General features: G+C 69.7%; 19 protein-coding genes. 11 read left to right on the top strand and 8 right to left on the bottom strand.

Features of this window, described 5'->3' with window-relative positions; all coding sequences use genetic code 11:
* On the bottom strand, positions 1–729 hold the full coding sequence (locus SYV04_RS18605) for a methyl-accepting chemotaxis protein (RefSeq protein WP_321547168.1): 729 nt from the start codon (positions 727–729) through the stop codon (positions 1–3).
* A 3-nt stretch (positions 730–732) separates the two neighbouring features.
* Complete coding sequence (locus tag SYV04_RS18600) at positions 733–1,464, bottom strand: HEAT repeat domain-containing protein (RefSeq protein ID WP_321547167.1); 732 nt, start codon at positions 1,462–1,464, stop codon at positions 733–735.
* 108 nt (positions 1,465–1,572) lie between these two features.
* Here SYV04_RS18600 and alaS point away from each other — a divergent pair, with 108 nt between their 5' ends.
* From alaS to SYV04_RS18580, 4 genes are all read left to right on the top strand, one after another.
* Entirely contained in the window at positions 1,573–4,260 is a 2,688-nt protein-coding gene (gene alaS, locus SYV04_RS18595) for an alanine--tRNA ligase (protein WP_321547166.1), read from the top strand.
* The gene (locus SYV04_RS18590) at positions 4,257–4,895 is read left to right on the top strand and encodes a DUF4352 domain-containing protein (RefSeq protein ID WP_321547165.1); all 639 of its coding nucleotides are present in this window, start codon (positions 4,257–4,259) and stop codon (positions 4,893–4,895) included. Before alaS ends, SYV04_RS18590 begins: the two co-directional genes overlap by 4 nt.
* 24 nt (positions 4,896–4,919) lie before the next feature.
* Positions 4,920–7,616 carry a TIGR02266 family protein gene (locus tag SYV04_RS18585; RefSeq protein ID WP_321547164.1) on the top strand — a complete coding sequence of 899 codons (2,697 nt, stop codon included), beginning with the start codon at positions 4,920–4,922 and terminating at the stop codon, positions 7,614–7,616.
* Between the two features lie 143 nt (positions 7,617–7,759).
* Positions 7,760–8,377 (top strand): outer membrane beta-barrel protein, encoded by a 618-nt coding sequence (locus SYV04_RS18580; protein ID WP_321547163.1) that lies wholly within the window; start codon positions 7,760–7,762, stop codon positions 8,375–8,377.
* Between the two features lie 33 nt (positions 8,378–8,410).
* On the opposite strand, the gene SYV04_RS18575 is transcribed toward SYV04_RS18580, so the two are convergent.
* Positions 8,411–9,751 (bottom strand): glutamate--cysteine ligase, encoded by a 1,341-nt coding sequence (locus SYV04_RS18575; RefSeq protein WP_321547162.1) that lies wholly within the window; start codon positions 9,749–9,751, stop codon positions 8,411–8,413.
* A gap of 58 nt (positions 9,752–9,809) precedes the next feature.
* On the opposite strand from SYV04_RS18575, the gene SYV04_RS18570 reads away from it, so the two are divergent.
* The 3 genes from SYV04_RS18570 (at position 9,810) to SYV04_RS18560 (ending at position 15,189) form a co-directional block, all read left to right on the top strand.
* Entirely contained in the window at positions 9,810–10,625 is an 816-nt protein-coding gene (locus SYV04_RS18570) for an EI24 domain-containing protein (protein WP_321547161.1), read from the top strand.
* A gap of 243 nt (positions 10,626–10,868) precedes the next feature.
* Positions 10,869–14,108, top strand: a complete 3,240-nt coding sequence (locus SYV04_RS18565; protein WP_321547160.1) for an MXAN_5808 family serine peptidase — start codon at positions 10,869–10,871, stop codon at positions 14,106–14,108.
* A gap of 160 nt (positions 14,109–14,268) precedes the next feature.
* Positions 14,269–15,189 (top strand): hypothetical protein, encoded by a 921-nt coding sequence (locus SYV04_RS18560; protein ID WP_321547159.1) that lies wholly within the window; start codon positions 14,269–14,271, stop codon positions 15,187–15,189.
* Here SYV04_RS18560 and SYV04_RS18555 read toward each other — a convergent pair whose 3' ends face one another.
* Complete coding sequence (locus SYV04_RS18555) at positions 15,190–15,915, bottom strand: glycerophosphodiester phosphodiesterase (protein ID WP_321547158.1); 726 nt, start codon at positions 15,913–15,915, stop codon at positions 15,190–15,192. It lies immediately after the preceding gene.
* Positions 15,916–16,026: 111 nt separating this feature from the next.
* On the opposite strand from SYV04_RS18555, the gene SYV04_RS18550 reads away from it, so the two are divergent.
* Positions 16,027–16,242 (top strand): twin-arginine translocase TatA/TatE family subunit, encoded by a 216-nt coding sequence (locus SYV04_RS18550; RefSeq protein ID WP_321547157.1) that lies wholly within the window; start codon positions 16,027–16,029, stop codon positions 16,240–16,242.
* On the opposite strand, the gene SYV04_RS18545 is transcribed toward SYV04_RS18550, so the two are convergent.
* Positions 16,239–17,009, bottom strand: coding sequence for a hypothetical protein (locus SYV04_RS18545; protein ID WP_321547156.1), 771 nt, complete (start codon positions 17,007–17,009; stop codon positions 16,239–16,241). The two genes, SYV04_RS18550 and SYV04_RS18545, sit on opposite strands and share 4 nt — an antisense overlap.
* 7 nt (positions 17,010–17,016) lie before the next feature.
* Complete coding sequence (locus SYV04_RS18540) at positions 17,017–19,857, bottom strand: zinc-ribbon domain-containing protein (protein WP_321547155.1); 2,841 nt, start codon at positions 19,855–19,857, stop codon at positions 17,017–17,019.
* 148 nt (positions 19,858–20,005) lie between these two features.
* Between SYV04_RS18540 and SYV04_RS18535 the strand changes: the two genes are divergently transcribed.
* Positions 20,006–20,674 carry a polyhydroxyalkanoate synthesis regulator DNA-binding domain-containing protein gene (locus tag SYV04_RS18535; RefSeq protein ID WP_321547154.1) on the top strand — a complete coding sequence of 223 codons (669 nt, stop codon included), beginning with the start codon at positions 20,006–20,008 and terminating at the stop codon, positions 20,672–20,674.
* A 6-nt stretch (positions 20,675–20,680) separates the two neighbouring features.
* Here SYV04_RS18535 and SYV04_RS18530 read toward each other — a convergent pair whose 3' ends face one another.
* Positions 20,681–21,487, bottom strand: coding sequence for a ParA family protein (locus SYV04_RS18530; RefSeq protein ID WP_321547153.1), 807 nt, complete (start codon positions 21,485–21,487; stop codon positions 20,681–20,683).
* Positions 21,488–21,505: 18 nt separating this feature from the next.
* The gene (locus SYV04_RS18525; RefSeq protein ID WP_321547152.1) at positions 21,506–21,805 is read right to left on the bottom strand and encodes a hypothetical protein; all 300 of its coding nucleotides are present in this window, start codon (positions 21,803–21,805) and stop codon (positions 21,506–21,508) included.
* A 164-nt stretch (positions 21,806–21,969) separates the two neighbouring features.
* Between SYV04_RS18525 and SYV04_RS18520 the strand changes: the two genes are divergently transcribed.
* Both SYV04_RS18520 and SYV04_RS18515 read left to right on the top strand, forming a co-directional pair.
* Positions 21,970–22,884 carry an ArsA family ATPase gene (locus SYV04_RS18520; protein WP_321547151.1) on the top strand — a complete coding sequence of 305 codons (915 nt, stop codon included), beginning with the start codon at positions 21,970–21,972 and terminating at the stop codon, positions 22,882–22,884.
* Complete coding sequence (locus SYV04_RS18515; protein ID WP_321547150.1) at positions 22,881–23,999, top strand: ArsA family ATPase; 1,119 nt, start codon at positions 22,881–22,883, stop codon at positions 23,997–23,999. Before SYV04_RS18520 ends, SYV04_RS18515 begins: the two co-directional genes overlap by 4 nt.
* Positions 24,000–24,100 lie beyond the last annotated feature (101 nt).

The following is a 24,100-nucleotide window of genomic DNA, read 5'->3' as shown; positions in this document are numbered from 1 at the left end:
CTACAAGCGGCCCTTGATCCGAGCCTCCATCGCCTTGAGGTCCTCCACCCACTCCCCCTCCACGCCCTGCTGCCGCGCGCGCTCCAGCGCGTGCGAGAGCACCAGCAGGTCGTCCTCCTGCTGCTTGCGCAGCACGTGGATCATCCCCCGCGTCGCGTCGAAGATGTCCTTCAGCTCATCCTTCTCCCGCAGCCCATATGGAGGCGGGCGAAGCTGCCCCGAGGCCACGTCGTTCACCATGCGCCGGATGCGCATCAGCGGACCGGCCACCCGGTGCGTCAGCGCGATGCTCACCAGCGCGATGAGCCCCATGAACCCCGCCAGCGTCCCGCCGAACGCCAGCCACGTCAGCCGCTGGCGCCGGACCAGCTCCGCGCGCTGTGAGACCACCGCCGAGCGCTCGGCCTCGAAGCGCGCGTCGATCTCCTTCGACGTGGACTCCAGCTGCGCCGCGAAGACCGGGTCTCCCATCCGCTTGAGCAGCTCGTTGGAGAGCGTCGCGTTGGACAGCTCGCGGCTGGCCTCCGCCGCGTGGGAGCGGGACTCCACCGCCTCACCGGCCATGTTCAGCAGCGCCTGCGTGTTACGGAAGAGGAAGGTGCCCAGCAGCGCCGCCAACACCAGCGACACGGCCATCAAATACCCGGTGAATTTGAGCTGAAAGCGTGGCTCGAGGAGGAAGTTGCGCCACTTGCGCTTCTTGCTGTCTTCCTGTGCGACTCGGGACATGAATCAAGTGCTCCACTCGAGAGTTGCCGCGACTTCCTCGATGACCTTGGGGGCCAGCGCCTTGAGGAGATCCGCGGGTTGGGCTCCAGACGCCTGCACATCTACCTGACCCAGCAGCGCCAGGTCCGGATAAGTGAGGCAGACGACCACGATTCTCAGGCCCCCCTCTTCCGTGGTGCGGACCTCCGCGGAGAGGCGATAACCCGAAATACCGTGCTTCTTGAGGACGCCCTTGGCCGTCTTCTTCGGCTCCTTGCGCGGCGCCAGCAGCGCGCCCGACTGGAGGAGCCGCCGCTTCAGCCGGTCCTGCGTGGCCTTCAGCAGGTCCGGCGGCAGCGCGCCCGTCTTGTCCTTCAGGTCCTCCAGGTCCACGTAGATGCGCGGAGGACGCGACTTGAGCGCCTCCAGGCCCTGGATGGCCTCGCGCACCGCCACCAGCGTGGCGGCGTCCTCCTCCTTGTGCGCCTTGAGGCAGTCGAGCGCGGCGACCTCCTTGAGCGTCGCCAACCCCTTGGCCGCGGCGGAGCGCACCACCTCGCTCTCATCCTTGAGCGCCGTACACAAGGGGCCCATGGCGTCGGGCTCATCGGTAGCGCCTAGCACCAGCGCCGCCTGGGAACGAGCACGTGGATCCTTACCCTTCTCCAACTGCCGGGTCAGGAAGGCCACGCGGGCATCCACCTGCGCCAGAGCAGGGAAGGACACCAGGAAGAGGACGATGCAGAGCAGCCGCATGGGACAGGGGCGGAGTGTATCCCACCTTTGGGCTCGATCGCTGGCTTGCTGAGTGCTCGGGTAGCAAGAACTCCTGCGGACCGTCCTCTTGTGGCATATACCCACACCATGCCTTCCGCTCTTACCGCCTCCCAAATCCGCGAGGCGTTCCTCAAGTTCTTCGAGGAGCGCGGCCACCGCCGCATCGCCTCCTCCTCGCTGGTCCCCCAGAACGACCCGACCCTGCTGTTCACCAACGCGGGCATGGTCCAGTTCAAGGACGTCTTCACCGGCCGTGAGAAGCGCGACTACAGCCGCGCCACCACCTCGCAGAAGTGCGTGCGCGCCGGCGGCAAGCACAACGACCTCGACAACGTGGGCTACACCGCCCGGCACCACACGTTCTTCGAGATGCTCGGCAACTTCTCCTTCGGCGACTACTTCAAGGCCGAGGCCATCGCCTACGCCTGGGAGTTCGTGACGAAGACGCTGGCCCTGCCCACGGAGCGCCTGGCCGTCACCGTGTTCAACGGTGAGCAGGGCATTCCCTGGGACGAGGAGGCCTTCGAGCTGTGGGCCAAGCAGGGCGTGGCGCGCGAGCGCATCTACAAGCTCGGCTACAAGGACAACTTCTGGGCCATGGGCGACACGGGGCCGTGCGGCCCGTGCTCGGAGATCCACTTCCACCAGGGCGATGACATCCCCTGCGCCGAGGTGGCCGCGGGCCGCAAGTGCCAAGGCGTGGCGTGCGACTGCGACCGGTGGCTGGAGATCTGGAACCTCGTGTTCATGCAGTTCGAGCGCAAAGAGAAGGACGCGCCGCTCATCCCGCTGCCCAAGCCCTCCATCGACACCGGCGCGGGCCTGGAGCGCATCGCCTCCGTCGTCCAGGGCAAGCGCTCCAACTACGACACCGACCTGTTCCAGGGCATCCTCGGCAAGGTCAGCGAGTTGGTGGGCAAGCCGTACACGCAGGAGGGCGGGGCCTCCATGCGCGTGATTGCGGACCACAGCCGCGCCGCCGCGTTCCTCATCTCCGATGGCGTGCAGCCCTCCAACGAGGGCCGCGGCTACGTGCTGCGCCGCATCATGCGCCGCGCCATCCGCCACGGCTCGCTGCTGGGCCTGGACGAGCTGTTCTTCTTCAAGGTGGTGGACCGCGTCATCGAGCTGATGGGCGACGCCTTCTCCGAGCTGCGCGACAACCGCACCTTCGCGCTCGAGGTCTCCCGCCACGAGGAGGAGAGCTTCCGGCGCACGCTCAACCGCGGCCTGAAGATGATCGACGAGGAGATCGCCAAGCTGAAGGAGAGCGGCGGCAAGGTCATCTCCGGCGAGTCGACGTTCTTCCTCCATGACACCCACGGCTTCCCGTGGGACCTCACCCAGATCATCGCCCGCGAGCGCGGCTACGACGTCGACCTGACGAAGTTCTGGGAGGTCATGAACAGCCCTCGCGGCAGCGCGTCGGGCAAGCTCACCGACGACAAGGCGGTGGGGGCTGTCTACCTGAAGCTGGCGGAGCAGCTGGGCACCACCGAGTTCCTCGGCTACGAGGGCGAGGGTCACGAGGGCGAGGGCTCCGTGCGCGCCATCCTCAAGGACGGCCAGGAGGTGGGCCAGGCCACCGCGGGCGAGAAGGTGGAGCTGGTGCTGGACCGCACGCCCTTCTACGGCGAGTCCGGCGGACAGGTGGGTGACTCCGGCCGCATCGTCGGCCACGGCGGCAAGGCGGTGGCCCTGGTGCAGGACGCGCAGCGCCCGGTGCAGGGCCTCGTCGTCCACCAGGTGGAAGTGAAGGAAGGCACCTTCAAGGTCGGCGACGCGGTGCAGGCCGGCGTGGACGGCGAGCGGCGCAAGTCCATCCGCGCCAACCACTCGGCCACGCACCTGCTGCACAAGGCGCTCAAGATGGTGCTGGGCGACCACGTGAAGCAGGCCGGCTCCGTGGTGGCTCCGGACTACCTGCGCTTCGACTACTCGCACTTCGCGGTGCCCACCCCCGAGCAGCTCGACCAGGTGGAGGACATCGTCAACACCTGGATCCGCGAGAACTCCGAGGCCCAGACGCGCGTCATGAAGCTGGACGAGGCGAAGAAGTCCGGCGCCGTCGCCATGTTCGGCGAGAAGTACGGCGAGACGGTGCGCGTCGTCACCGTGCATCCGCAGTCCACCGAGCTGTGCGGCGGCACCCACGTGCGCCGCAGCGGGGACATCGGCCTCTTCAAGGTCATCAGCGAGAGCGGCATCGCCTCGGGCGTGCGCCGCGTCACCGCCGTCACCGGCGTGGGCGCGCTCCAGTACCTGCGTGAGACCGAGCGCGAGCTGCGCAAGGCCGCCGACCTGCTGAAGACCAGCCCCAAGGAGCTGTCCAAGCGCGTCGAGGCCACCCAGAAGCGCGTGAAGGAGCTGGAGAAGAAGGTCGAGGAGGTGGCCGTCAAGGCGCAGACGGCCTCCAGCAAGGACCTGCTGGACCAGGCCCGCGACGTGAACGGCATCAAGGTGCTGGCCACCCGCATCGACCCGGCCGACGACAAGGTCTACCGCGGGCTGGCCGACCAGCTGCGAGACCGCATCCGCTCGGGCGTCATCGCCATCGGCGGAGAGAAGGACGGCAAGGCGCTCATCCTCGTGGCCGCCACGAAGGACCTGGTGGCCAAGGGCATCAGCGCGGGTGACCTGGTGCGCGAGATGGCCAAGGAGGTGGGTGGTAAGGGCGGCGGCAAGCCGGACATGGCGCAAGCCGGTGGCCCGGACGCGACGAAGCTGCCCGCGGCGCTCGACAAGCTGTACGAACTGGTGAAGAGCCGGGCATGAGCGTGCGCACCTCCCTCTCCCCGTTGCTCCTGGCGGCGGCCCTCGCGTGGGGCTGCACGAAGGAGGAGGCTCCGCCCCAGGAGGACCGCACGCTCGCCAAGCTGCGCGCCGAGGCGAAGCGCGTGGAGCAAGGAGGTACGCCCTCGGGCCCGCCCGTCCAGGCTTCCGACGTTCCCGTGGGCCCCAACGCGGGGCTCGCGGACCTCGCCACCGGTGAGGGCGCCGAGAGCCAGAAGCTGCCCCTCCCCGAGAAGAACGACACTGTTCACGTGGACTCGCTGGCCGTGAAGCTCACGGGCCTGCTGGCCTCGAACTCGGTGCAGGGCTCGGGCAAGGTGGGCCTCACCACCGAGGAGCGCTTCCTGAGCGTACACCTCGTCACCCAGAACGTGGGCACGGCGCCCGTCAGCCTGTCCCTGGAGGGGGCGCGGCTGGTGGATGCGGAGGGTAAGGAGCACCGGGTGGCCCGAGACGCGCAGATCGTCGGCGGCACGCGCGAGCTGCGGCGCACCTGGGAGCTCGAGGAGCGCACCGAGGTGGTGATCCTCTTCGAGCTGCCCCCGGCGGCCATCGGCGCTGGAATGACGCTCGTGCTCCCCGCCAGCAGCGGGGACGTTCGCCTCGCGCTGCAATGAGTCGTCCGTGAGGCGGTGAGAACGGTGACGGTCGCGCCCAACCTCCTCCCGCTGCGCATCCGCCTCCCGTACACCACGGAGGAGGAGTTCATCGAGAAGTACGGCTCGAACGTCGCGCGTGGGGGTGTGTTCATCGCCACCCGAGCCCTCAAGGAGGAGGGCACCGCGCTCGCCTTCGAGTTCGTCCTCGCCGATGGGACGCGGCTGCTGCGCGGCGAGGGCGTCGTCGTGAAGGCGCAGATCGATGAAGGCGGCGGGCGCTCGGGCATGACCGTGCGCTTCGTGAAGCTGGATGCGCCGAGCAAGGTCTTCATCGAGCGGCTGGTGGCGTACCGAAGTGGGGAGCCCGCCTCGCCTCCGGAGGTCCGTGCTGCGCCTGCCGCGCCATCGCGTCCCGTCGCGACACCGACTCCGGCTCCCGCTGCGTCCCCCGCGCCCGTGGCTGCCGAGAGGCGCCCGGCGGCACCCGCTGCGCCTCCAGCTCCGAGCGTGGGCACCAACGCCGCAGGCCTCCTCTCCACGCCGCCACCTCCCGGGATGGTTCGCCGGACGGCTCCGGCGCCTGCGGCCGCGCCTCCTTCGGCGCCTGCAGTCGCGCCACCGGAAGCGGTGCGGCCTCCCACGGCGACGACACGCCCCGTGGCGGCGCCTCCCGCGCCTCAGGCAGAAGCTCCCCGTCGCGCCGAGCCACCTCCCCAGCGTCAGTCCCCCACGCCACCGGTGGAGGCTCCTTTCGCCAGGCCGCCTGAACCGGTCCGCCCGGTGCAACCCCTTCCGGTGGACCCTCCGCCCGCCGCTCCCGTCGCGCCACCGAGCAGCACCGTGGGAGCAACGCGGGCCGAACCACCCGCTCCTGTTCAGGTCGCACCACCCAGCGCCGCTCCTACGGCCACCCGAACCGAGCCGCCTCCCGTTGCGCGGAACCCCACGCCGGTGGATCCCGCTCCGGCTTCCGTGCAAACACCTCCCCCCGTCGCGCGCGAGCCCGCTGCTCCCGCCGCGCCGATCGAGCGTGCCCCAGAGGAGCCTCCTCCTCGCGTCGAGGCCCCCGCGCCTGCCCCACCCGAGGACATCCGCCGCAGCCCTGAGTTCAAGGGCCGCAGGAGAACGGTGCTCGAGGTGCCTGTCGCCGCTCCCGTGGCGCCCGCCGCTCCCGAGGTGGTGCTTGGCATCGACCTGGGCACGACCGAGGCCCGGGTCGCGGTGTTCCACGAAGGCGCGCCCCGACTCATCCCCACGGGCGGCCAGGAGGCGCGAGGCCTGCCTTCAATGCTGGCGGTTGACGCCTCCGGGCAGCTCCTCGTCGGCACGGCGGCCCAGGCCGAGGCCGAGCGGACGCCACGCCACGCCGCCACTGGCCTCAAGCGCCTGTTGGGACTGCGGGCCCGCTCCCCTCGACTTCGCGGCTTCGTGGGTCTGCCCTTCTCCGTCACGGCCGATCCGCGCGGTGACGCGAGCGTCGAGCTGCATGGCCGCGTCATTCCCCTGACCGAGTTCGCCACCCACCTCCTGCGCGAGCTCAAGTCCTCCGCCGCCGCGTTCCTCGGCCGCGAGGCGACGCGCGCGGTGCTGTCCGTCCCAGCCCACTTCGATGCCCGCCAGCGCGCCGCCCTGCGCGAGGCGGCCGAGCTCGCGGGCCTCCAGGTCTCACGCATCCTCAACGCCCCCGCCGCGGCGACGCTCGCCTACGGCCACGGGCGCGGACTGGCTCGCAAGCGCGTCCTCGTGGTGGACCTGGGCGGAGGCGGGCTGGAGATCTCCGTCGTGCAAGTCACCGGCGATGACCTGGAGATCGTCACCACCGGCTGCGAGCCGATGCTCGGCGGCATGGACTTCGACGCGCGCATCGCCGAAGCGCTCAACGCGGAGCTGCGAGGGCAGGCCGAGCCCTCGCCGGAGTCTCCGCCCGACTGGGGCTCGCTGCGCGCCGCCGCTGAGTCCGCCAAGGTGGTCCTCAGCGAGCAGGAGGAGACGACCGTCTCCCTGCGGGGAGGCGCCCAGCTCTCCCTCAGCCGAGAACGCGTGGAGGCGCTCACCGCAGACCTGGCGCAGCGCGTGACAGAGGCCACCCGCGAGGTGCTGGAGTCGAGCGCCCTCACCCCTCAGGGACTGGACGCGGTGTTGCTCGTGGGAGGCCAAAGCCGCGCCCCGCTCGTGCGACGGCGGCTCGAGGAGAGCCTCGGGGTGCCGGTGCGCTCCGACGTGGACCCGCTCGGCGCGGTGGCCCTGGGCGCGGCGCTCCTCGGGCGCTCGCTGCTGGAGATCGACTCGGGCAAGCCGGGCGCCACCGTCTCCGACGTTCTCTCCGTGCCCCTGGGCGTCGGCGAGCGCGGAGGCACCATCCGCCGCGTCTTCGAGCGCAACACCCGCCTGCCCGCGGACAAGACGCTCGTGCTGCCCGTCACCCTGGGCCCGCTCTCGCTCGCGCTCTTCCAGGGCCCCTCGCCCCTGGTCGCCGAGAGCGAGTACCTCGGCGCGCTCCACTTCCAGCTCGAGCGCGCGGGCGAGGCCGAGATTCACTTCTCCCTCTCCCAGGACGGCATCCTCTCGCTGTCGGCCACCCTGCCCGGCTCGAAGCGGCAGCCGGTACCTCTCGTCACCGAGGACCTGGATGACGCGGCTCGGGACGCGCTCCTGGCCCGCTCTCCGTTCGCCACAGAGGTGGAGGCGCGCCCCACCGGCCTGTTCTCCGGGCTGCGCAAGCTGTTCGGCAAACGCTAGGCGCCCGGCCAGCAGGCAGGCGTCCAGCCCCGAGGCTCCTGCTCCGGAGCCCATACGGGCGCATCCGCTCGGAATGACGCCCCCCACTCCCACTCCACGTGGATGCCCAGATTGTTCCGTGACTCACAATCTCGGAGGGCGCAATGCGGATTCGTTCGGTGATGGGGAGCCTCGCCACAGCGGCGGTGTTGTTCGCGGGTCCAGCGCTGGCCATCGAGGCCCAGCGCGTGGACGAGGAACTCGACTTCGATGCGGAGCGGGCGAAGGTCGGCCTGGATGTCCGCGTCGGCCTCGGTGGCGTGACAGGAGAGCTGGGAGAGGAGACCGACACGGGCCCGCTGCTAGGCATCGCGGCCGGAGCGCAGGTGTGGAAGGCCCTGGGCGTCGAGCTGGGGTACGAGGGGCAGCGCCTGCCCATCAGTGATGACATCGTCGGAGACGGCGAGGCCCTGTACCGCCACAACGTCGGGCTGCTCGCCAAGGCAGGCCCGCTCATCGATCAGAAGTGGCGGCCCTACGTGGGCGCGGGCGTGGGTCTGAGCTACCTCAACGTCAGCGATGGGGCGGAGACGCTCTTCGACAACGACGTGGTCAGCGAGGTGCCGCTGGCGGCGGGCGTGGACTACAACTTCGGCGCCATCTTCGCGGGGGCGCGCGCCACCTACCGGCTGATGTATGGCGAGGGCTATGCCGACGACTTCGCCGGAGATGCCGACGGCAGCCTCTTCAACGCCAGCATCACCCTGGGTGGGCGCTTCTAAGCAACCCCACCCCGACGACCGACCCGCGCCTGGCTACAGCGTGAAGCGCGACAGCACCGCCTCCGGGCGCGGGTCCTTCTCCCAGGCCTCCAGCACCGCCTGGGCGGGCGAGCGGCCCGAGGCAGCCACTCGGGCCAGCGGCTCCAGCAGCGGCGCGTCCTGGGGATCCAGACGCTCCAGGCCCCGGCGGGCAATGCCCACCATCTCCGAGGCGAGCCGGTGCAGTTCCTGCTGCCCGAGGCGCCCGGAGAGCCCCTCGCGACGCGCGGTGTCGTGGAAGGCCTGGTGCTCGGTGAAGGACAGCTTCGGCAGCAGCCGCTCGGCCTCGTCCATGGCGCCCTTCTCGTAGAGCAGCCCGCGCCACAGCGCACCGAGCGCCCCCGTCATCTCCGCCCCGACACAGTCCGCCCCACGCACCTCGATGACCTTCTTGAGGCGCACTTCGGGGAAGAGCGTGGACAGGTGGTCGGTCCAGTCCCCCATGTCCGGGGGCTGGCCCTCGAAGCCCTCCTTCATCAACTGGCGGAAGGTGAGCTTCGGGTAGAGGTACTCCCCGCGCCGGCGCAGGAAGAGCAGCGGCGCGTCCAGCGCCCACTCCACGTACTGGCGATAGGAGAACGAGCCGTCGAAGAAGGACGGCAGGTAGCCACAGCGGGTGGGGTCCACCTCCTCCCAGACACGGTTGCGGAAGGACATGAAGCCCGAGGGCTTGCCCTCCAGCAGCGGGCTGTTGGCGTAGAGCGCCACCATCAGCGGGGCCAGCCGCGCCACCAGCACCGTCTTACGCACGGCGTCAGCCTCGTCCGCCCAGTCGTACGAGGCCTGCCCGGTGGACGTCATCAACATCATGTTCAGCGCCAGACGGCCGCGCTCCGGCAGCGAGCGCCGCATCATCATGTAGCGGCTCTTGGGCATCCACGGCATCTCGGCCGTCGTGCCGTAGGGGCGGTAGCCCAGCGCCACCAGTTGCAGCCCCAGCGATTCTCCGGCGGCCTTCGCCTCGGACAGGTGCCTCAGGTTCTCGGCGTGGGCCTCGCGCGCGGTGACGAACGGGCTGCCGGACAGCTCGAGCTGGCCTCCCGGCTCCAGGGACACCGTCTCAATGCCTCGCTGGAGGGCGATGACCGGAGACTCGGGCGTCTCCCGGAAGGGGGTATAGCCGCCCCCCGCCCCCATCTTCTCCAGCAGTGCGCCTATCCCCGAGGGGCCCTCGTACGGGACGAAACGAGCGCCCACCTTCGTGTAGACGAACTTCTCGTGCTCGATGCCCAGCCGGTGCTCGGCCCGGGGCTTCTCGGCGGCGCGGAAGGTGTCCACCAGCGCGTCAATGGAAGCAATGGGTTGGACGTTTGCTCGTTTGAGATCCAGAGACATGGCCGCGCCTATATAACGTAGGTAGCCACCGACGCTCTCATTTGCGCACCGCCCCCGGATGACCCCCACTCCCATCCCCGACTTCACTCCCCGTCCCACCGCCGCTTCGGACTTCTTTCAGGGGGTGGGCTTGCTGGGCCGCGCCTTCGGGCTCATCTTCCGCACCCCCAAGCTCTTCCTCCTGTCGGCCCTGTGCGCGGTCGTCACGCTGGTGAGCCTGGTCGTCCTGGTCGTGCTCCTCTGGACCTATACCCCGGAGCTGATCAGCAACTTCTTCGCCCGCCCGGAGTCCTGGTACGGCAAGGGCCTCTGGTACCTCGTCGTCTTCCTCACGTTCGTGGTGGGCCTGGTGGTGGGCGCCAACGCCCTCCCCCCGCTGCTGCTCGCCCCGCTGCAGGACCCCATCTCGGAGACCACCGAGGAGCAGTGCGGCGACTTCCAGCCCCTGCCCTTCACCCTGCGGAGCTTCGTCCGGGGCGTGCTGACCGGAATCGCACACACCCTGGCTCGCATCTTCTTCATGCTGCTGGGCCTGCTCGTCCTGCTGCCGCTCCACTTCATCCCCGGGGTGGGCAGCATCCTGTGGACGGTGCTGGGCAGCCTGTGGACCATGCTGTGGATGGCCGGCGAGCACCTGGCCAGCCCCATGACGCGCCACCTGTACCCCTTCGCCGAGGTGCGGCGGATGATGCGCGAGCGGCGGGCCCTCTGCCTGGGCTTCGGCGCGGGCGTCTACCTGCTCCTCTGGGTGCCGGTGCTCAACACCTTCTTCCTGCCGGTGGCCATCGTCGCGGGCACCCTGCTGTACCGCGGCCTGCGCGCCGCCGGCCACCTGCCGCCTCCTCCCTCGGCCGCCTCGCGCGCCCTGCCTTGAAATAAACAGGGCCCCCGGGTGTCTGGCCTTCTAGAGGCTGTGATCCCGGGGGTGGCCGGGAACGCAGTGACCGCCAGGAACGTTCCTCCTGATTACAGAGCAGAGGATGCCTTGAAGCACCCGAAGTCCATGATTAGGCTTGGCCGGCTGCTCTCGGTGCCTTCCGTCCTCGACAACCACTCGGATTCACACGGCTTTTCACGCAACACCCCGGGGTGCTCCGTGCCCCAGCTTGGATGAACCATGCCGCGAACGCTTCGCCGGATCATCGCCGTCGCCTTTCTCCTCGGCGCCTGGGCCCTCGTGGGCAGCGACGGGGCACCCATTCCCCTGACGATGGCAGCCGCCGAGGCGAGCCAGAGCGCGAGCGGCTCGGCTGCTCAGAAGGGGGAGAAGGCACCGCACGAGCTGTCCTCCCTGCGCGTCTTCACGAAGGTCATCCTCTACGTGAAGGACAACTACGTCGACCCCAAGCGCGTGAAGCCCAAGGAGATGATGATCTCCGCGCTGGAGTACGTGGAGAAGAGCGTCCCGGACGTGCTCGTCGAGGGCAACGCGGAGACGGGCAAGCTGGCGCTCAACGTCAACGGCAAGACGCGTGACTTCGACATCAGCCACGTGGACTCGCTGTGGAAGATGTCCTTCACGCTCAAGGACGTCTTCGACTTCATCTCCAAGAACATGCGTCCCATCGAGGACACGCGGGACATCGAGTACGCGGCCGTCAACGGCATGCTCTCCACGCTGGACCCGCACTCGGTGCTGCTGCGGCCCGAGCTGTACCGGGAGATGAAGCTGTCCACCAAGGGTGAGTTCGGTGGCCTGGGCTTCGTCATCCAGATGCGCGAGGGCAACCTCACCGTGGTGAAGGTGCTGCCCAAGACGCCGGCGCACCGCGCGGGCATCCAGAAGGACGACCAGATCAAGAAGATCTCCGAGGAGTCCACGGTGAACATGGACCTCAACGAGGCCGTGTCCAAGCTGCGTGGGCCGGTGGACAGCCGCGTCACCATCACCGTGGAGCGCAAGGGCTGGGACAAGCCCCGCGTCATGACGCTGGCGCGCGCGATGATTTCGATCGAGAGCGTGCAGCACAAGCTGCTCTCGCAGAACGTGGGCTACGTTCGGCTGAAGAACTTCCAGGGCAACACCACGAGGGATCTCGAGTCGGCGCTGGAGGATCTGCGCAAGGCCTCCGAGGCCAAGGGCAGCCCGATGAAGGGCCTGGTGCTGGACATGCGTGGCAACCCGGGCGGCCTGCTGGAGCAGGCCATCCAGGTGTCGGACACGTTCCTGTCCAACGGCGTCATCGTCGCGACGGTGGGCCTGTCGGACAAGCTGCGCGAGGAGAAGCGCGCGCGTCCCACGGACGGCGAGGACAAGTACCCCATCGCGGTGCTGGTGAACGCGGGCAGTGCCTCGGCCTCGGAGATCGTCGCCGGCGCGCTGAAGAACCTGGACCGCGCCGTCATCATCGGCCGGCAGACGTTCGGCAAGGGCAGCGTGCAGGTGCTCTATGACTTCCCGGATGACAGCGCGCTGAAGCTGACGATCGCCAAGTACCTGACGCCTGGCGACAAGTCGATCCAGGAGGTCGGTATCGTCCCGGACATCCAGCTGATTCCCACGCGCGTCACCGAGGAGCGCCTGGACGTGTTCGCCCCGCGCCGCACCATCGGCGAGGCGGACCTGGATCAGCACTTCGGCAACCCGGACTCCGACAAGGTGGCCAAGAAGCGCGAGGACGTGCTGGACCGCGAGAAGCCGCTGGAGAGCCTGAAGTACCTCAAGGTGGACGAGAAGGCGCAGGCCACCGTCGCCAAGAAGGAGGCCGAGAAGGAGAAGGCCGCTCCGAAGACGGCGCAGAAGGATGCCAAGGACGGCAAGGACGCCAAGGGCTCCAAGGGACCCAACCCGCTGTTGGACGTGGACGTGGCCGGCCAGGGTGAGGACCTGGACGACCAGCTGGACGCCGAGAGCCAGGACGAGATCAAGGAGGACTTCGAGGTCCTCTTCGCCCGCGACTTCGTGCTCAAGGCGACCTCGAGCAACCGCCAGGAGCAGCTCAAGCAGGGCAAGGCCTTCATCGAGCAGAAGCGCCAGGAGGAGGAGCAGCGCATCAACTCCGCCATCGCCGCGCTGGGCATCGACTGGAGCCCGGGTGCCACGCCGAAGAACGTGCAGCTGGAGGCCACCTTCTCTCCGAGCTCCGACAAGCCCATCCACGCCGGTGAGTCGATGGAGATGGTGCTGACGGCGGAGAACAAGAGCAGCGAGCCGCTCAAGCGCGTGCATGCGTGGACCGAGAGCGACAACGCCTACCTGGATCGCCGCGAGTTCCTCTTCGGCGCGCTGGCGCCGGGCGAGAAGAAGACGTGGAAGGTGCAGGTGAAGCTGCCCAAGGACATGACCTCACGCCGCGACGACGTGACGGTGAAGTTCTATGACGACAATGGCGCGCTGCCCAAGACGCTGGTGAGCGAGGTGGGCTTCCTGGAGCTGCCCCGCCCGGCCTTCGCCTTCAGCTGGCAGGTGCTGGACGACTGCCAGGCCTGCAACGGTGATGGCGTGGCCCAGCGTGGCGAGAGCGTCACCGTGGTGCTGGACGTGACGAACGTGGGCACCGGCGTGGCGATGGACTCGTTCGCGACGATCAAGAACGCGGGCGACCCGAACATCTTTATCGAGAAGGGCCGCTTCAAGCTGGGCGAGCTGGCCGCGGGCGAGACGAAGACGGCGCGCTTCCAGCTCGAGGTGAAGAAGCCCTACAAGGGCGACACCTTCCCGCTGAAGCTGGCCATCATCGACGAGCCGCTGGAGGAGTTCGTCACCGAGAAGCTGCAGCTGCCGGTGACCGAGGCGCCCGTCGCGGCGTTCGAGCCGGCCAAGACGGTGGTGAAGCTGGCGGAGAAGACCGAGCTCTATGGCTCGGCGGTAGCCGATTCCCGGCCGGTGGCGCGTGTGGGCATGCAGTCGCTGGTGACCGCCACGGCGGTCTCCAAGGGCTTCTATAAGGTGTCCCTGGCCGACGATCGCTTCGCCTTCGTGCGCGCCTCGGAGGTCCGTGAGGTGAAGGGCGGCAAGGCGACGCCCATCAAGAAGCTGGACCTGCTCACCACCCTGTCTCCGCCGGACATCCGCCTGGACGTGGATCCGTCCCAGGGCGGGGTGATGGCCAACGGGGAGCGCTTCACCCTGTCGGGCACGGTGACGGACCCCAACGGCCTGCTGGACGTGTACGTGCTCGTCAACGACCAGAAGGTCTACTTCAAGGCGGTGGACCCCAAGGGCGAGGAGCCCCAGAAGCTGAAGTTCTCCGCGGACTTCGCGCTGAAGGAGGGCAACAACAACATCCTCGTGGTGGCGCGTGAGAGCGCCGACTTCGCCAGCCGTAAGACGCTGGTGGTCCGGCGCCGGCCGGAGGCAGTGGCCCAGAAGCTGGCCACCACGCCCTCGCCGGTGCAGCCCACGAAGACGCCGTAGACCGCATCCACCTCTGCGGTCCTCCCGGGCGGCTCCCCTCGAGGCTTCAAGCCTCGGTGGCGGGGCCGCCCGTTTTATTGACGCTCTTGGCAGGCCCACGTTAGCGTCCAGCGAGATTCTGGCGCCTGCTGCCGGCGAGCGCCTGGGAGGCGGTTTGAGGATGCACGCGTTCAGTCGGTGGGTGGCTCTCGCGACGCTCGTGTCGGGGGCCGCGGCGTACGCGGATGCCTACGATCTGCAGATCGAGAATTTCGGTAACCCCAACGCTCAGGGCTCCACGGCGAACGCGGACTTCCAGGCCTTCAGCCGGGCCTTCGCCGCTACCCTCACGTCGACGAACCTGATGCCGCCGGAGACGCTGGGGCACTCGGCCTTCAACGTCAGCGCGGAGCTGTCCGTCGTGAGCCTGCCGGGCCCGGACAGCGTCCGCATCCCCACGGAGCAGGAGGGACAGCCCGGCTCGGTGCTGGTGCCCTCCGTTCACGTCCGCAAGGGCCTGCCCTTCTCGGTGGAGCTGGGCGCGCGCGTGGGCTGGGTGGAGAAGAGCCGCATGGTGGCCGCCACCGGCGAGGTGAAGTGGGCCGTCAACGAGGGCTTCACGTACCTGCCGGACATCGGCGTGCGCGCCCACGTCACCCAGCTGATGGGCGTGCGCGACTTCAGCCTCACCGCCTCCGGGTTGGACGCGGGCATCGGCAAGCAGTTCCCCCTGGGCGGCATGGTGACGCTCACCCCGTATGGAGGCCTGGACTTCACCTTCGTGAGCGGCTCCTCGAGCCGCATCGCCTTCCCGGTGGACGCTTCCACGTGCGCCCCCCAGAACCAGGCCGCGCCCCGCTGCGACAGCACGGAGGTGCTGCTGCAGAACACGGCGAGCTATGAGCGGGTGCGGCTCAAGGACAACATGAACCAGCGCATCTACGGCGGCGTGCGGTTCATCGGCGGCGTGCTGCAGCTGGGCGCGGAGATCTCCGTCACGCGCCTGGGCAACGTGAAGGTCGACCCGTCCAATCCGGAGAGCGAGACGCGCGGCCTGCCGAGCATCTTCACCTTCAACACCTCGCTGGGCCTCGACTTCTAGTCAGGCGGCCCGGCGCAGCCCCTCGCGCAGAGCGCGGGGCCGGTTGGTGATGAGGTAGGAAATCCCCATCGCCTCCAGCTCCCGCGCGCGCTCGGGCGAGTCCACCGTCCACACCGCCACGCGCAGGCCCGCCGTGTTCCAGTCCGTCACCCGCTCCGGGGTACACGCCTCGTGGAACGGGTGTACCGAGTGCGAGGAGACCAGCGGCGTGAGCACGTACGCCTGAGGGCCCCACGGCTTGTCCGGGTCGATGAGGAAGCCCCGGCGCAGCGTGGGCGCGGCGGCGGCCAGCCGGAACAGGCACAGGGGGTTGAAGCTGGAGACCACCACCCGCTCGGCCAGTCCTCGCCGGGTGACCAGCTCCGCCACCTTCACCGCCAGCCCTCCGTCATCGAAGTGGTCGCACTTGAGCTCGATGTTGATGAGGAAGTGCGCGGGCAGTGCATCCAGCACCTCCTCCAGGAGGGGAATCCTCGCGGGGGCGAAGCCCAGGGGGCTGCCCACGTCCGCGCGCTGGAGCTTCCAATAGGGCGTGGTGCGCACCTCCCACGGCAGGCGCGCCAGGCGGTCCAGCCGCTCGTCATGGCAGACCACCACCTCGCCCGAACCGCACACCATGGCGTCCAACTCCACGCCGTCGGCCCCCTGCTTCACGGCCTCGGCGAAGGCATCGAGGGTGTTCTCGGGAGCATCAGCGCTGGCACCCCGGTGGGCGAGCAGGAGCATGGGCGGCAGACTGAGCCAGAATCGGCCCAGGGCGGCAAGCCCCGAGGGGCCTTCCGTCCGCTACTGACAGGTCACTTGCCTCGCCCTGGGGTTTGCTGCACTGTGAGGCGTATGGGGCTGGGCCTCGGAGAGTTCATCGTTCTCGGTTTCATCCTGGTGATCGTCTTCTCCGCCGCGAGGATGGGGCAGCTCGGCAACGCCGTGGGCAAGTTCGTCTACTCGTTCCGCAAGGCCTCCAAGGGCCAGGACTTCGTGGACGTGAAGCCCCTGCCCGACTCGCGCCGCGGCACCACCGACGCCGAGTACACCGACTCCAAGCGCGGCTAGGCCCCGCCGCTCCCCCGCTTGCCCGCCGGGTCCTGCTCCAGCAGGCGGGCGGCCTGCTCTCTCAGGGACGGGTGGACGGAGGAGTCGCCCGCCAGCTCCGCCAGGTCCGTGACGTTGAGCAGGGGGACGATCTTCGCCCCCACCTCCGGCGGCAGGTACGGGTTGAAGACGAGCGCCCGGCGCACCGCGTGGCGGACCGACCAGCGTGGGGACTTCCAGATCTCCAACAGCGGCTCGGGCCGAGCCGGGCGGCGCGCGGCCATGCGCACCACGAGCGGCTCCGTGAGCCGGGGGTTGAGCAGGGCGTTGCGCACCACGGAGGGATCGCTCGCCGTGGCCAGGCGCGAGAGCACGTCCGGGTCCCTCGTGAGGCGCGCCTGCTGCTTGAGGTGCCCCAGCGACTGGGTGAAGACGCGCGCGTCCGCCTTGGCCGCCGCGCCCTTGTCCATCTCCTGGCGCGCGGGGCCCTCGGCGAACAGGTCCGCCACGGTGGGCAGGGACTGGACGTGCGCCAGCCGCCGCAGCTCCTCCGCGTAGGGAATGTGCTCGGCCTCCATGGCGAGCGCCTTCACACAGGCCGAGAGGATGTGGGTGGCCGGCTCCCAACCCGAGCGGGCCAGGGCGATGAGGTGGCCCACCAGCTCGTTGGCGTCGAGGGGATCCACCCGCGCCAGCTCACGCGCCACCGCCTTGCGGAGGATCTCCCCGCCGCCGCTCAAGCCATGCAGCCGCAGCGCGAGGTTCCTGGCTTGCTCCTGGGTGGGCATGGCCTCGCTACGGCTTGCCTCCCTCTTCGAGGGCGGGCTCCATCGTCACCTTGAGCCGGAAGTCGGCGAGCTGCTCCTGGGGGTACTCCTGGAAGACGAGCGCGAAGGGCGCCCGGCCTCCGGGAGCGATGACCGTGGAGCCGGCATCCAGGCGGGAGCGCAGCTGCGCCGAGGCCTCGGGGCTGGTGATGACGTGGAGATCCTCGGCCGTGGCCGTGACTCCGGCAAGCCCCTCCTCGGACTTCACGCGCTGGCCGCCGTCATAGAGCGAGGCCCGCACCTTGACGCGCATGGGCTTCGAGGCGCGGTTCTCCACCTCTCCGCGGACGTAGAAGACCGGGTTGCCCCCGCGCGTGTCATAGAGGCCGTTGGTGACGTTGCGCATGGCGAAGTCGCTGGGAGTCACCAGCTTCATCAGCTCCCCCGGCGACAGGGCGGAGATGTCCACCCTGCCCTGCTTCACGTACACCCCGCTGACGGCCATGATGGCCAGCAGCAGCCCCGCGGCGATGGTGAGGTAGGCCACCTGCCCCGTCACCTGCTGGGCCGCGGTCGGCTTGCGCCGCTCGGGGATGCCCATGTCCGCCGGACGGCCCGCGGGACGGGCGATGGCGGGAGAGGCCAGGTTCGGCGCGGGCATCGACGGGGCGGCCTGTGCCGCCTCGGGCTGGGACGGCAGATCGATCAGCTCGCGAGAGCCCACCGCGTGCCCACCGCCCTCGCCCTCCACCTGCATCTCCGCGCCCCCGCGAGGCGGGAACTCGAGCATGGAGCGCCCTGTGTCGGTGGGGCTGATGGTCTGGTGGCTCGTATCGGTCTGGGTGAGGAAGCCCTGCTCGGGGCCTCCAATCATCTGGCGCCCTGTCTCCGTGGGCGAGAAGGCAGGCTCCGCCGTCGCGAACGGATCGGCCATGCCGCCCGCGGAGGCGGCCGCCGCCGCGAACGGATCGTCCATGGTGCCTGCCGAGGCCGGCGCGGCGAACGGATCCGGCATGGCGCCGGCGTCGGAAGCTTGCGGCGCGAATGGGTCGTCCAGGGCCGCCGCGGCTTGGGCCGCGAACGGATCGTCCATGCCTCCGCCGGGCGCAGGCGCCGCGAACGGATCGTCCATGCCTCCGCCAGGCGCAGGCGCCGCGAACGGGTCGGCCATGGGCGCGGACCCCGAGGGGAGCTGCTCATCGGCGAACCCGAACTCCATGGGGCCCGGAGGAGCGAACTCGTCCATGGGAGCGCCCGCTCCCGGCGGAGACGGAACCGGCAGGGGCGCCGCCGCGTAAGCAGGCGCGGGGGCCTCGTCGGGGGGCGGGGCGTTCAGGTCCACCCCAGCCGTGCCGAACGGATCCTCGTCCGCGAAGGGCAGGGCCGAGAGTGCGGGCGCGGGCGCGGGTACGGGCGCAGCGGGCGGGGGCGCGAGCGGTTGCTCGAAGTCGGGTGCCGGCTCGCTGAAGTCGGCATTCGACGGACCGAAGGGATCCTCATCCGCGAAGGGCGAGGCCGACACCGGCGCGTGTACCGCGGGCGGAGCCATCGCGGGAGGCGCCATGGCCGGAGGAGCCATCGCGGGCGGTGCCATGGCCGGAGGAGCCATGCGTCCCATCGCGGGCGCAGCCGTCTGCGCCGCGGGGGCGCGCCCCTTCGGAGGAGCGGCGGCGGGCGGCGCGAGAGGCCGCCCCGGGGTGGGAGCCACCGGAAGCGGCGTCGGCCGGCCCATGGCCATGGGCGCGGGCGGAGGTGGCGCCACGGGCGGAGGCGGCGCCACGGGCGTGGGCGCGGGCTCCGAGAACATGGGGTCGGAGTCGAACTCCGGCGGAGGACCGAGGTCGGGCGGAGGCTCGCTCAGGTCCATGTCCACCGCGCCGAAGGCCCCCTTGTCCGGGGCGCCAAACGGCGCGAGGGGTGAGCCGCCCGACGCCTTCACGGGCGCGGGGGTCAGGGGCGCGGGGGTGGCGCTGGGCGGAGGCAGGTCCGGCAGCGGAACGGCGGGCGCTCCAGGCGCTCCGGAGAAGAACTCAGCGAACAGGTCCGCCGCGGGAGGAACGGAAGCCGCGGCCGGCGCGGGAGCCGCGGGCTTGGGCGCCGGTCGCGCGGGAGCCGCGACGCCCGGGGCAGCGGAAAGCGCCCCAGGCCGGGGCATGCCCGCCGTGGAGGGCCGCTTGGCCGCGGGCGCCACCGGGTTCGCCCCAGCCTTGGGCGCCACGGGAGAGACAGCGGGAATGCCACCCGGCATCGGCGCCGCGCCCCTGGCTCCTGGCAATCCCTGGCCGGGAACGGGCGTCGCCCCACGGGGCGCGAAGCCCTGGCCGGGGACAGGCGTGGCTCCGCGAGGCGCGAAGCCCTGGCCGGGGACAGGCGTGGCTCCGCGAGGCGGGGCCGGAGCAGGCAAGGCCTCCGGCGCATCGAAGTCGAACCCCACGGGCGGCAGGGACGGCACAGGGGGCCGCGCCTCCATGGGGACCGGCAGGTGCGGCATGACCCGCGTGGTCTCCTGGAAGGCGTCCTCCTCCACGCCCGAGTCCGGAGCGTTCCACGGCGCTGGCGGCAGGCCGGGCGGGGGCGCCGTGCGGCTGGCCTCGACACCCTCGGCGAAGAAGCCGGGCCGAGTGACCTGGACGCCCTTGGGCTCTGGGGCGGTGCCGAAGCGCGCGAAGGGGTCGAACCCGGCATCGCCCGAGGGCGCGCCAGGAACGGGAGGAACCGGCGCGGGCGCACCGGTAGCGGCGGCCGCCGACTCCTTCGTGACGCGGAAGGTGTGGCCACACTTGGTACAGCGGACCTTGACCCCCTTGTCCGTCACCTTCTCATCGGGGATCTTGAACCGCGTCTGACACTGCTCACACTTGACGATCATTCGGGCAGGTGGGGCAGTATAGGCGGGCTGAGGCGCCGTCGCGAGCAGGCAACCGAGCCAGCTTGCTCCTCTAACCCCCCTTTGCTACAGGGTCCCGGCTTTCCGGCTTCACGGGAAACCCTTCCGGACACGGGCGGAGAACCGAAAAATGAGCGAAGCAGAGCAGGCAAGCAGCGCTCCAGGCGGCAAGGAGCCGAAAGTCATCAAGCGGTACACCAACCGGAAGCTCTACGACACCGTGGAGAGCCGGTACGTCACGCTCGATGAGATCGCCGCGATGATTAAAGACGGCGTCGAGGTGCGAATTGTCGACAATCGCACGAAGGAGGATCTGACCTCCGTGACGCTCGCGCAGATCATCTTCGAGGAGGAGAAGAAGAAGAACCAGATGCCGCTGGCGGTGCTGCGCGAAATCATCCGCCACCCGGGCGAGTCCATCTCGGGCTTCATCCAGAAGGAAGTGACGCCGCGCGTGGCCTCCATCCGCGAGGAGGCGGAGTCGCGCCTGGACAAGCTCCTGCGGCGCGACGAGAAGCGCGGCGACGAGCCTGAGTCGGAGGCGCCTTCGGAAGAGGCCCAGCCCCAGCCGCAGGAGGGGCAGGCGGGCGGAGCGACCATCAACCCCGCGGAGCTGCTCAAGGCCAGCCAGCGCGCCTTCGAGGACTTCCAGAAGAAGATCGACGAGCGCGTGCGGCACGTCGTCGAGAACCTCACCGGCAACCTGCCGGCGCTCGGCCGCGACATGCAGTCGCTGACCCAGCGGCTCGAGGAGCTGGAGAAGAAGCTCGACGAGCTGGAGAAGCAGGGCAAGTCGTAAGGCGACTCACGCCACGCGGGGCGCCTGCTTCTTCTTCTTGGAAGCGGCGGGCGCCTCGTGGATCTCCCGAGCGATGGCCGCGAGCATCTCCGCGCCGCGGCTCTTGGGGGCGTACTCCCAGATCGTCTTCCCGTGGCTCTGGGCCTCGTCGATCTTCACGTTGAAACCCAGGGGCGTGGAGGCGAGCGAGTCGGGGAAGTAGGCCTTGAGCCGCTCGAGGATGGCGTCGGCCAGGGCCGTCTTCCGGTAGAGCGTGGGCACCACCTTGGTGACGCGCAGGTCGGGCCGGCCCTCGGCCTCGCCCACCTTGCGCACCGTCTCCACCATCTCCGCGCACCCATCGAGCGCCAGGTACGTGAGCGCCACCGGCACCACCACCTCCGAGGCCGCCACGAGGATGTTGCGGGTGGTGAGCCCCATGGAGGGCGGCGCATCGAAGACGATGGCCTGGAAGCCGGCCGCCTCCGCCGGAGCCAGCCGGTCGGCCAGCCGGTGGGAGCGGCGCGCGTCCTGGGCCACCTCCACGGGGAAGTCCGCCATCTCCTTATAAGAGGGCAGCACGCTCAGCCCGGGCACGGCCGAGGGCTGCACCACCTCTTCCAGCTGCACGCGGCTGTCGGTGAGCAGGTGGAAGACGTTGCGCGGCAGCGTGCGCACATCCACGCCCAGGGATTTCCCGGAGTGCCCCTGGGTGTCCATGTCCACGAGGAGCACCTTGAGCCCGGCTTCCTGGGCGAGCCACGCGGCGGTGTTCACCGCGAGCGTCGTCTTGCCGGTGCCACCCTTCTCGTTGATGAACGCGATGCGCCGCATGGCGGGGGGCTCCTGGGGTTATTGCTTCTTGCTGTCCACCAGCGCGTCGATCTTGCTCTCCACGGAGGAGAGCAGCTTCTCCAGGTCATCCACCTTGGTGCGCAGCTGCTCCAGGTCCGCGGTGGACGGCAGGTTCATCGCCGACAGGGCGGTGCGCAGCGCCGAGTCCAGCGTGCCCTTGGCCGCCAGCGAGCGCGACACGAGCGTCTGCACGGTGGCGACGAACTTCTCGTTGGAGAGCAGCTGCTGGGCGATCTTTCCGATGCGCTCCTCACCGGTCTCCACCAGCTTCTTCATCACAGGGTTGTTCTTCAGCATGGACGTAGGGATCCTCGTGCGCGGGGCCCGCGGGGCCCCCCAGAGCGTCTGGAAGAAAACGGCGCACTGTGAAGGTTGCCAACGCGGCGTGTCAAGCAGGGCAATCCGCGCGCGGGAGTGCGTTGACAGGGGGCAGACCCATCCCTACGGTTCGCCGCTCTCTTATGGCCGGCCTGCTCGACAAGCGCCTGTGGATCGTTTCCGGCAAGGGCGGCGTGGGCAAGAGCACCATCGCGGCCGCGCTGGCGCTGCGCTCGGCGCGCGCCGGCCGCCGCACCCTCGTGTGCGAGGTGAACACCCAGGAGCGCGTGAGCCGCTTCCTGGAGCGCCCGCCCGCGGGCCCCGAGGTTTCGCTGCTGGAGGAGAACCTCTGGGCGGTGGACGTGCGGCCCCAGGAGGCCATGCGCGAGTACGCGCTGATGGTCCTGCGCTTCGAGACGCTCTACAAGACGGTCTTCGAGAACCGCGTGGTGCGCTACTTCCTGCGCTTCATCCCCTCGCTGCAAGAGCTGGTGATGCTGGGGAAGATCCTCTACCACCTGCAGGAGAAGCTGCCGGACGGCAGGGACCGCTACGAGACGATCGTCCTGGACGCGCCGGCTACGGGCCACGCCATCACCTTCCTCAACGTGCCCCACGTGCTGCTGCGCACGCTGCCACCCGGCCCGATGACGCGCGAGGCGCTGAAGATGAGGGACCTGCTGGTGGATCCCCAGGTCACGGCGGCGGTGCTGGTGGCGCTGCCGGAGGAGCTGCCGGTAAACGAGGCGTTGGAGCTGCACTCGGCGCTGCGAGATCAGCTCCGCATCCGCACCCATGCGGCCGTGCTCAACGCGACGTTCACCGAGCGCTTCAGCGAGGGAGACCTGGAGGCGCTCTCCGGCCACCCGGAGCTGTACCAGGCGGCCAAGGCGCACCATGACCGCGCGGCCCAGGCGGTGCTCTCCGGCATGAAGCTCGAGCGCAACCTGCACGTACCCGTGCATCCGGTGCCGCGACTCTTCGTGTCCTCCTTCGGGCGGGCGGCCATCGAGCAGGTGATGGGACACCTCGAGCACCTCGTGACGGGAACCTCATGAGCGACACGGCCCTCTCCGCCGCGCTGGCGAACAAGCGCGTCCTGGTCTGCGTCGGCTCGGGCGGCGTGGGGAAGACCACGGTGTCGGCCACCCTGGCGCTGCGTGCCGCGGTGGATGGGCGCTCCAGCCTGGTGTGTACCATCGACCCGGCGAAGCGGCTGGCCAACGCCCTGGGGCTCAGCGCCCTGGGCAACGCCGAGACGCAGGTGCCCGCCACGGTGCTCAAGAGCCTGGGCGTCCACCCCAAGGCCTCGCTGTACGCGATGATGCTGGACATGAAGCAGACGTGGGACGACCTGATTACGCGGTTCGCCCCACCCGACCAGCGCGAGCGCATCCTCGGCAACCGCTTCTACCAGTCGCTCTCCACCGCGCTGGCTGGCAGCCAGGAGTACATCGCACTGGAGAAGCTGTGGGACCTGCGCCGCCGCAGCGCCTACGAGCTCATCGTCCTGGACACACCGCCCACCGCGCACGCGCTGGACTTCCTGGACGCGCCCAACCGCATCCTGGACTTCCTGGACAACGAGGCGGCCAAGTGGCTGCTGGCGCCGGCGCTCAAGGCGGGCAAGTTCGGCCTGTCGCTCTTCAACCTCGGCAGCAGCTACATGGCCAAGACGCTCTCCAAGTTCACGGGAACGGAGACGCTCCAGGAGCTGTCCAGCTTCATGCTGGCCATCTCCTCCATGAACGAGGGCTTCCGGGAGCGCGCTCGGGGCGTGCGCGAGCTGCTGAGGGACAAGCAGACGGGCTTCGTCCTCGTCACCGGCCCGCACTCGGAGCGGCTCGACGAGGTAACGCACTTCCACTCCCTGCTGAAGCAGAACCAGATGGAGGTGCTGGCGCTGGTGGTCAACCGCGTCCACCCCCTGCCGCCGCCGGAGCTGTGGAAGGAAGCGGAGAGCCTCACCCCCGCGCGCCGCGACAAGATGGTGGAGACGCTGAACGAGCTGAAGGTGCTGGCCGAGCAGGACGCCGCCGCCATCCAGCAGCTCGAGGCCGCCTGCCCGGGCACGCCCATCATCCGGGTGCCCCGCTTCGACCTGGACGTTCACGACCTGACAGCCCTGTGGCGCACGGGCCTCTTCCTGCTGGGGAACACGCCGTTTCCCTGAGCGCATGTCCACTCTTCGGGCAGGCAGCCAGGGAAGCCAGAAGCCCCGGTGGGGATTAAGCTGGGGCGCGCGGGTGCAACGGAACCCTGTGCGGGTTGGCG

Source organism: Hyalangium ruber, assembly GCF_034259325.1.
Lineage (GTDB): Bacteria > Myxococcota > Myxococcia > Myxococcales > Myxococcaceae > Hyalangium_A > Hyalangium_A rubrum.
This window is presented reverse-complemented; position numbering and strand designations above follow the sequence as displayed.

What these genes read in the sequence shown, in the direction of transcription:
- SYV04_RS18515 (WP_321547150.1), top strand. Translation starts at nt 22,881, where the DNA reads ATGAGCGACACGGCCCTCTCCGCCGCGCTGGCGAACAAGCGCGTCCTG.
- SYV04_RS18535 (WP_321547154.1), top strand. Translation starts at nt 20,006, where the DNA reads ATGAGCGAAGCAGAGCAGGCAAGCAGCGCTCCAGGCGGCAAGGAGCCG.
- SYV04_RS18560 (WP_321547159.1), top strand. Translation starts at nt 14,269, where the DNA reads ATGCACGCGTTCAGTCGGTGGGTGGCTCTCGCGACGCTCGTGTCGGGG.
- SYV04_RS18550 (WP_321547157.1), top strand. Translation starts at nt 16,027, where the DNA reads ATGGGGCTGGGCCTCGGAGAGTTCATCGTTCTCGGTTTCATCCTGGTG.
- SYV04_RS18545 (WP_321547156.1), bottom strand. Translation starts at nt 17,009, where the DNA reads ATGCCCACCCAGGAGCAAGCCAGGAACCTCGCGCTGCGGCTGCATGGC.
- SYV04_RS18590 (WP_321547165.1), top strand. Translation starts at nt 4,257, where the DNA reads ATGAGCGTGCGCACCTCCCTCTCCCCGTTGCTCCTGGCGGCGGCCCTC.
- SYV04_RS18600 (WP_321547167.1), bottom strand. Translation starts at nt 1,464, where the DNA reads ATGCGGCTGCTCTGCATCGTCCTCTTCCTGGTGTCCTTCCCTGCTCTG.
- SYV04_RS18520 (WP_321547151.1), top strand. Translation starts at nt 21,970, where the DNA reads ATGGCCGGCCTGCTCGACAAGCGCCTGTGGATCGTTTCCGGCAAGGGC.
- SYV04_RS18540 (WP_321547155.1), bottom strand. Translation starts at nt 19,857, where the DNA reads ATGATCGTCAAGTGTGAGCAGTGTCAGACGCGGTTCAAGATCCCCGAT.
- SYV04_RS18530 (WP_321547153.1), bottom strand. Translation starts at nt 21,487, where the DNA reads ATGCGGCGCATCGCGTTCATCAACGAGAAGGGTGGCACCGGCAAGACG.
- SYV04_RS18525 (WP_321547152.1), bottom strand. Translation starts at nt 21,805, where the DNA reads ATGCTGAAGAACAACCCTGTGATGAAGAAGCTGGTGGAGACCGGTGAG.
- SYV04_RS18575 (WP_321547162.1), bottom strand. Translation starts at nt 9,751, where the DNA reads ATGTCTCTGGATCTCAAACGAGCAAACGTCCAACCCATTGCTTCCATT.
- SYV04_RS18605 (WP_321547168.1), bottom strand. Translation starts at nt 729, where the DNA reads ATGTCCCGAGTCGCACAGGAAGACAGCAAGAAGCGCAAGTGGCGCAAC.
- alaS (WP_321547166.1), top strand. Translation starts at nt 1,573, where the DNA reads ATGCCTTCCGCTCTTACCGCCTCCCAAATCCGCGAGGCGTTCCTCAAG.
- SYV04_RS18580 (WP_321547163.1), top strand. Translation starts at nt 7,760, where the DNA reads ATGCGGATTCGTTCGGTGATGGGGAGCCTCGCCACAGCGGCGGTGTTG.
- SYV04_RS18565 (WP_321547160.1), top strand. Translation starts at nt 10,869, where the DNA reads ATGCCGCGAACGCTTCGCCGGATCATCGCCGTCGCCTTTCTCCTCGGC.
- SYV04_RS18555 (WP_321547158.1), bottom strand. Translation starts at nt 15,915, where the DNA reads ATGCTCCTGCTCGCCCACCGGGGTGCCAGCGCTGATGCTCCCGAGAAC.
- SYV04_RS18570 (WP_321547161.1), top strand. Translation starts at nt 9,810, where the DNA reads ATGACCCCCACTCCCATCCCCGACTTCACTCCCCGTCCCACCGCCGCT.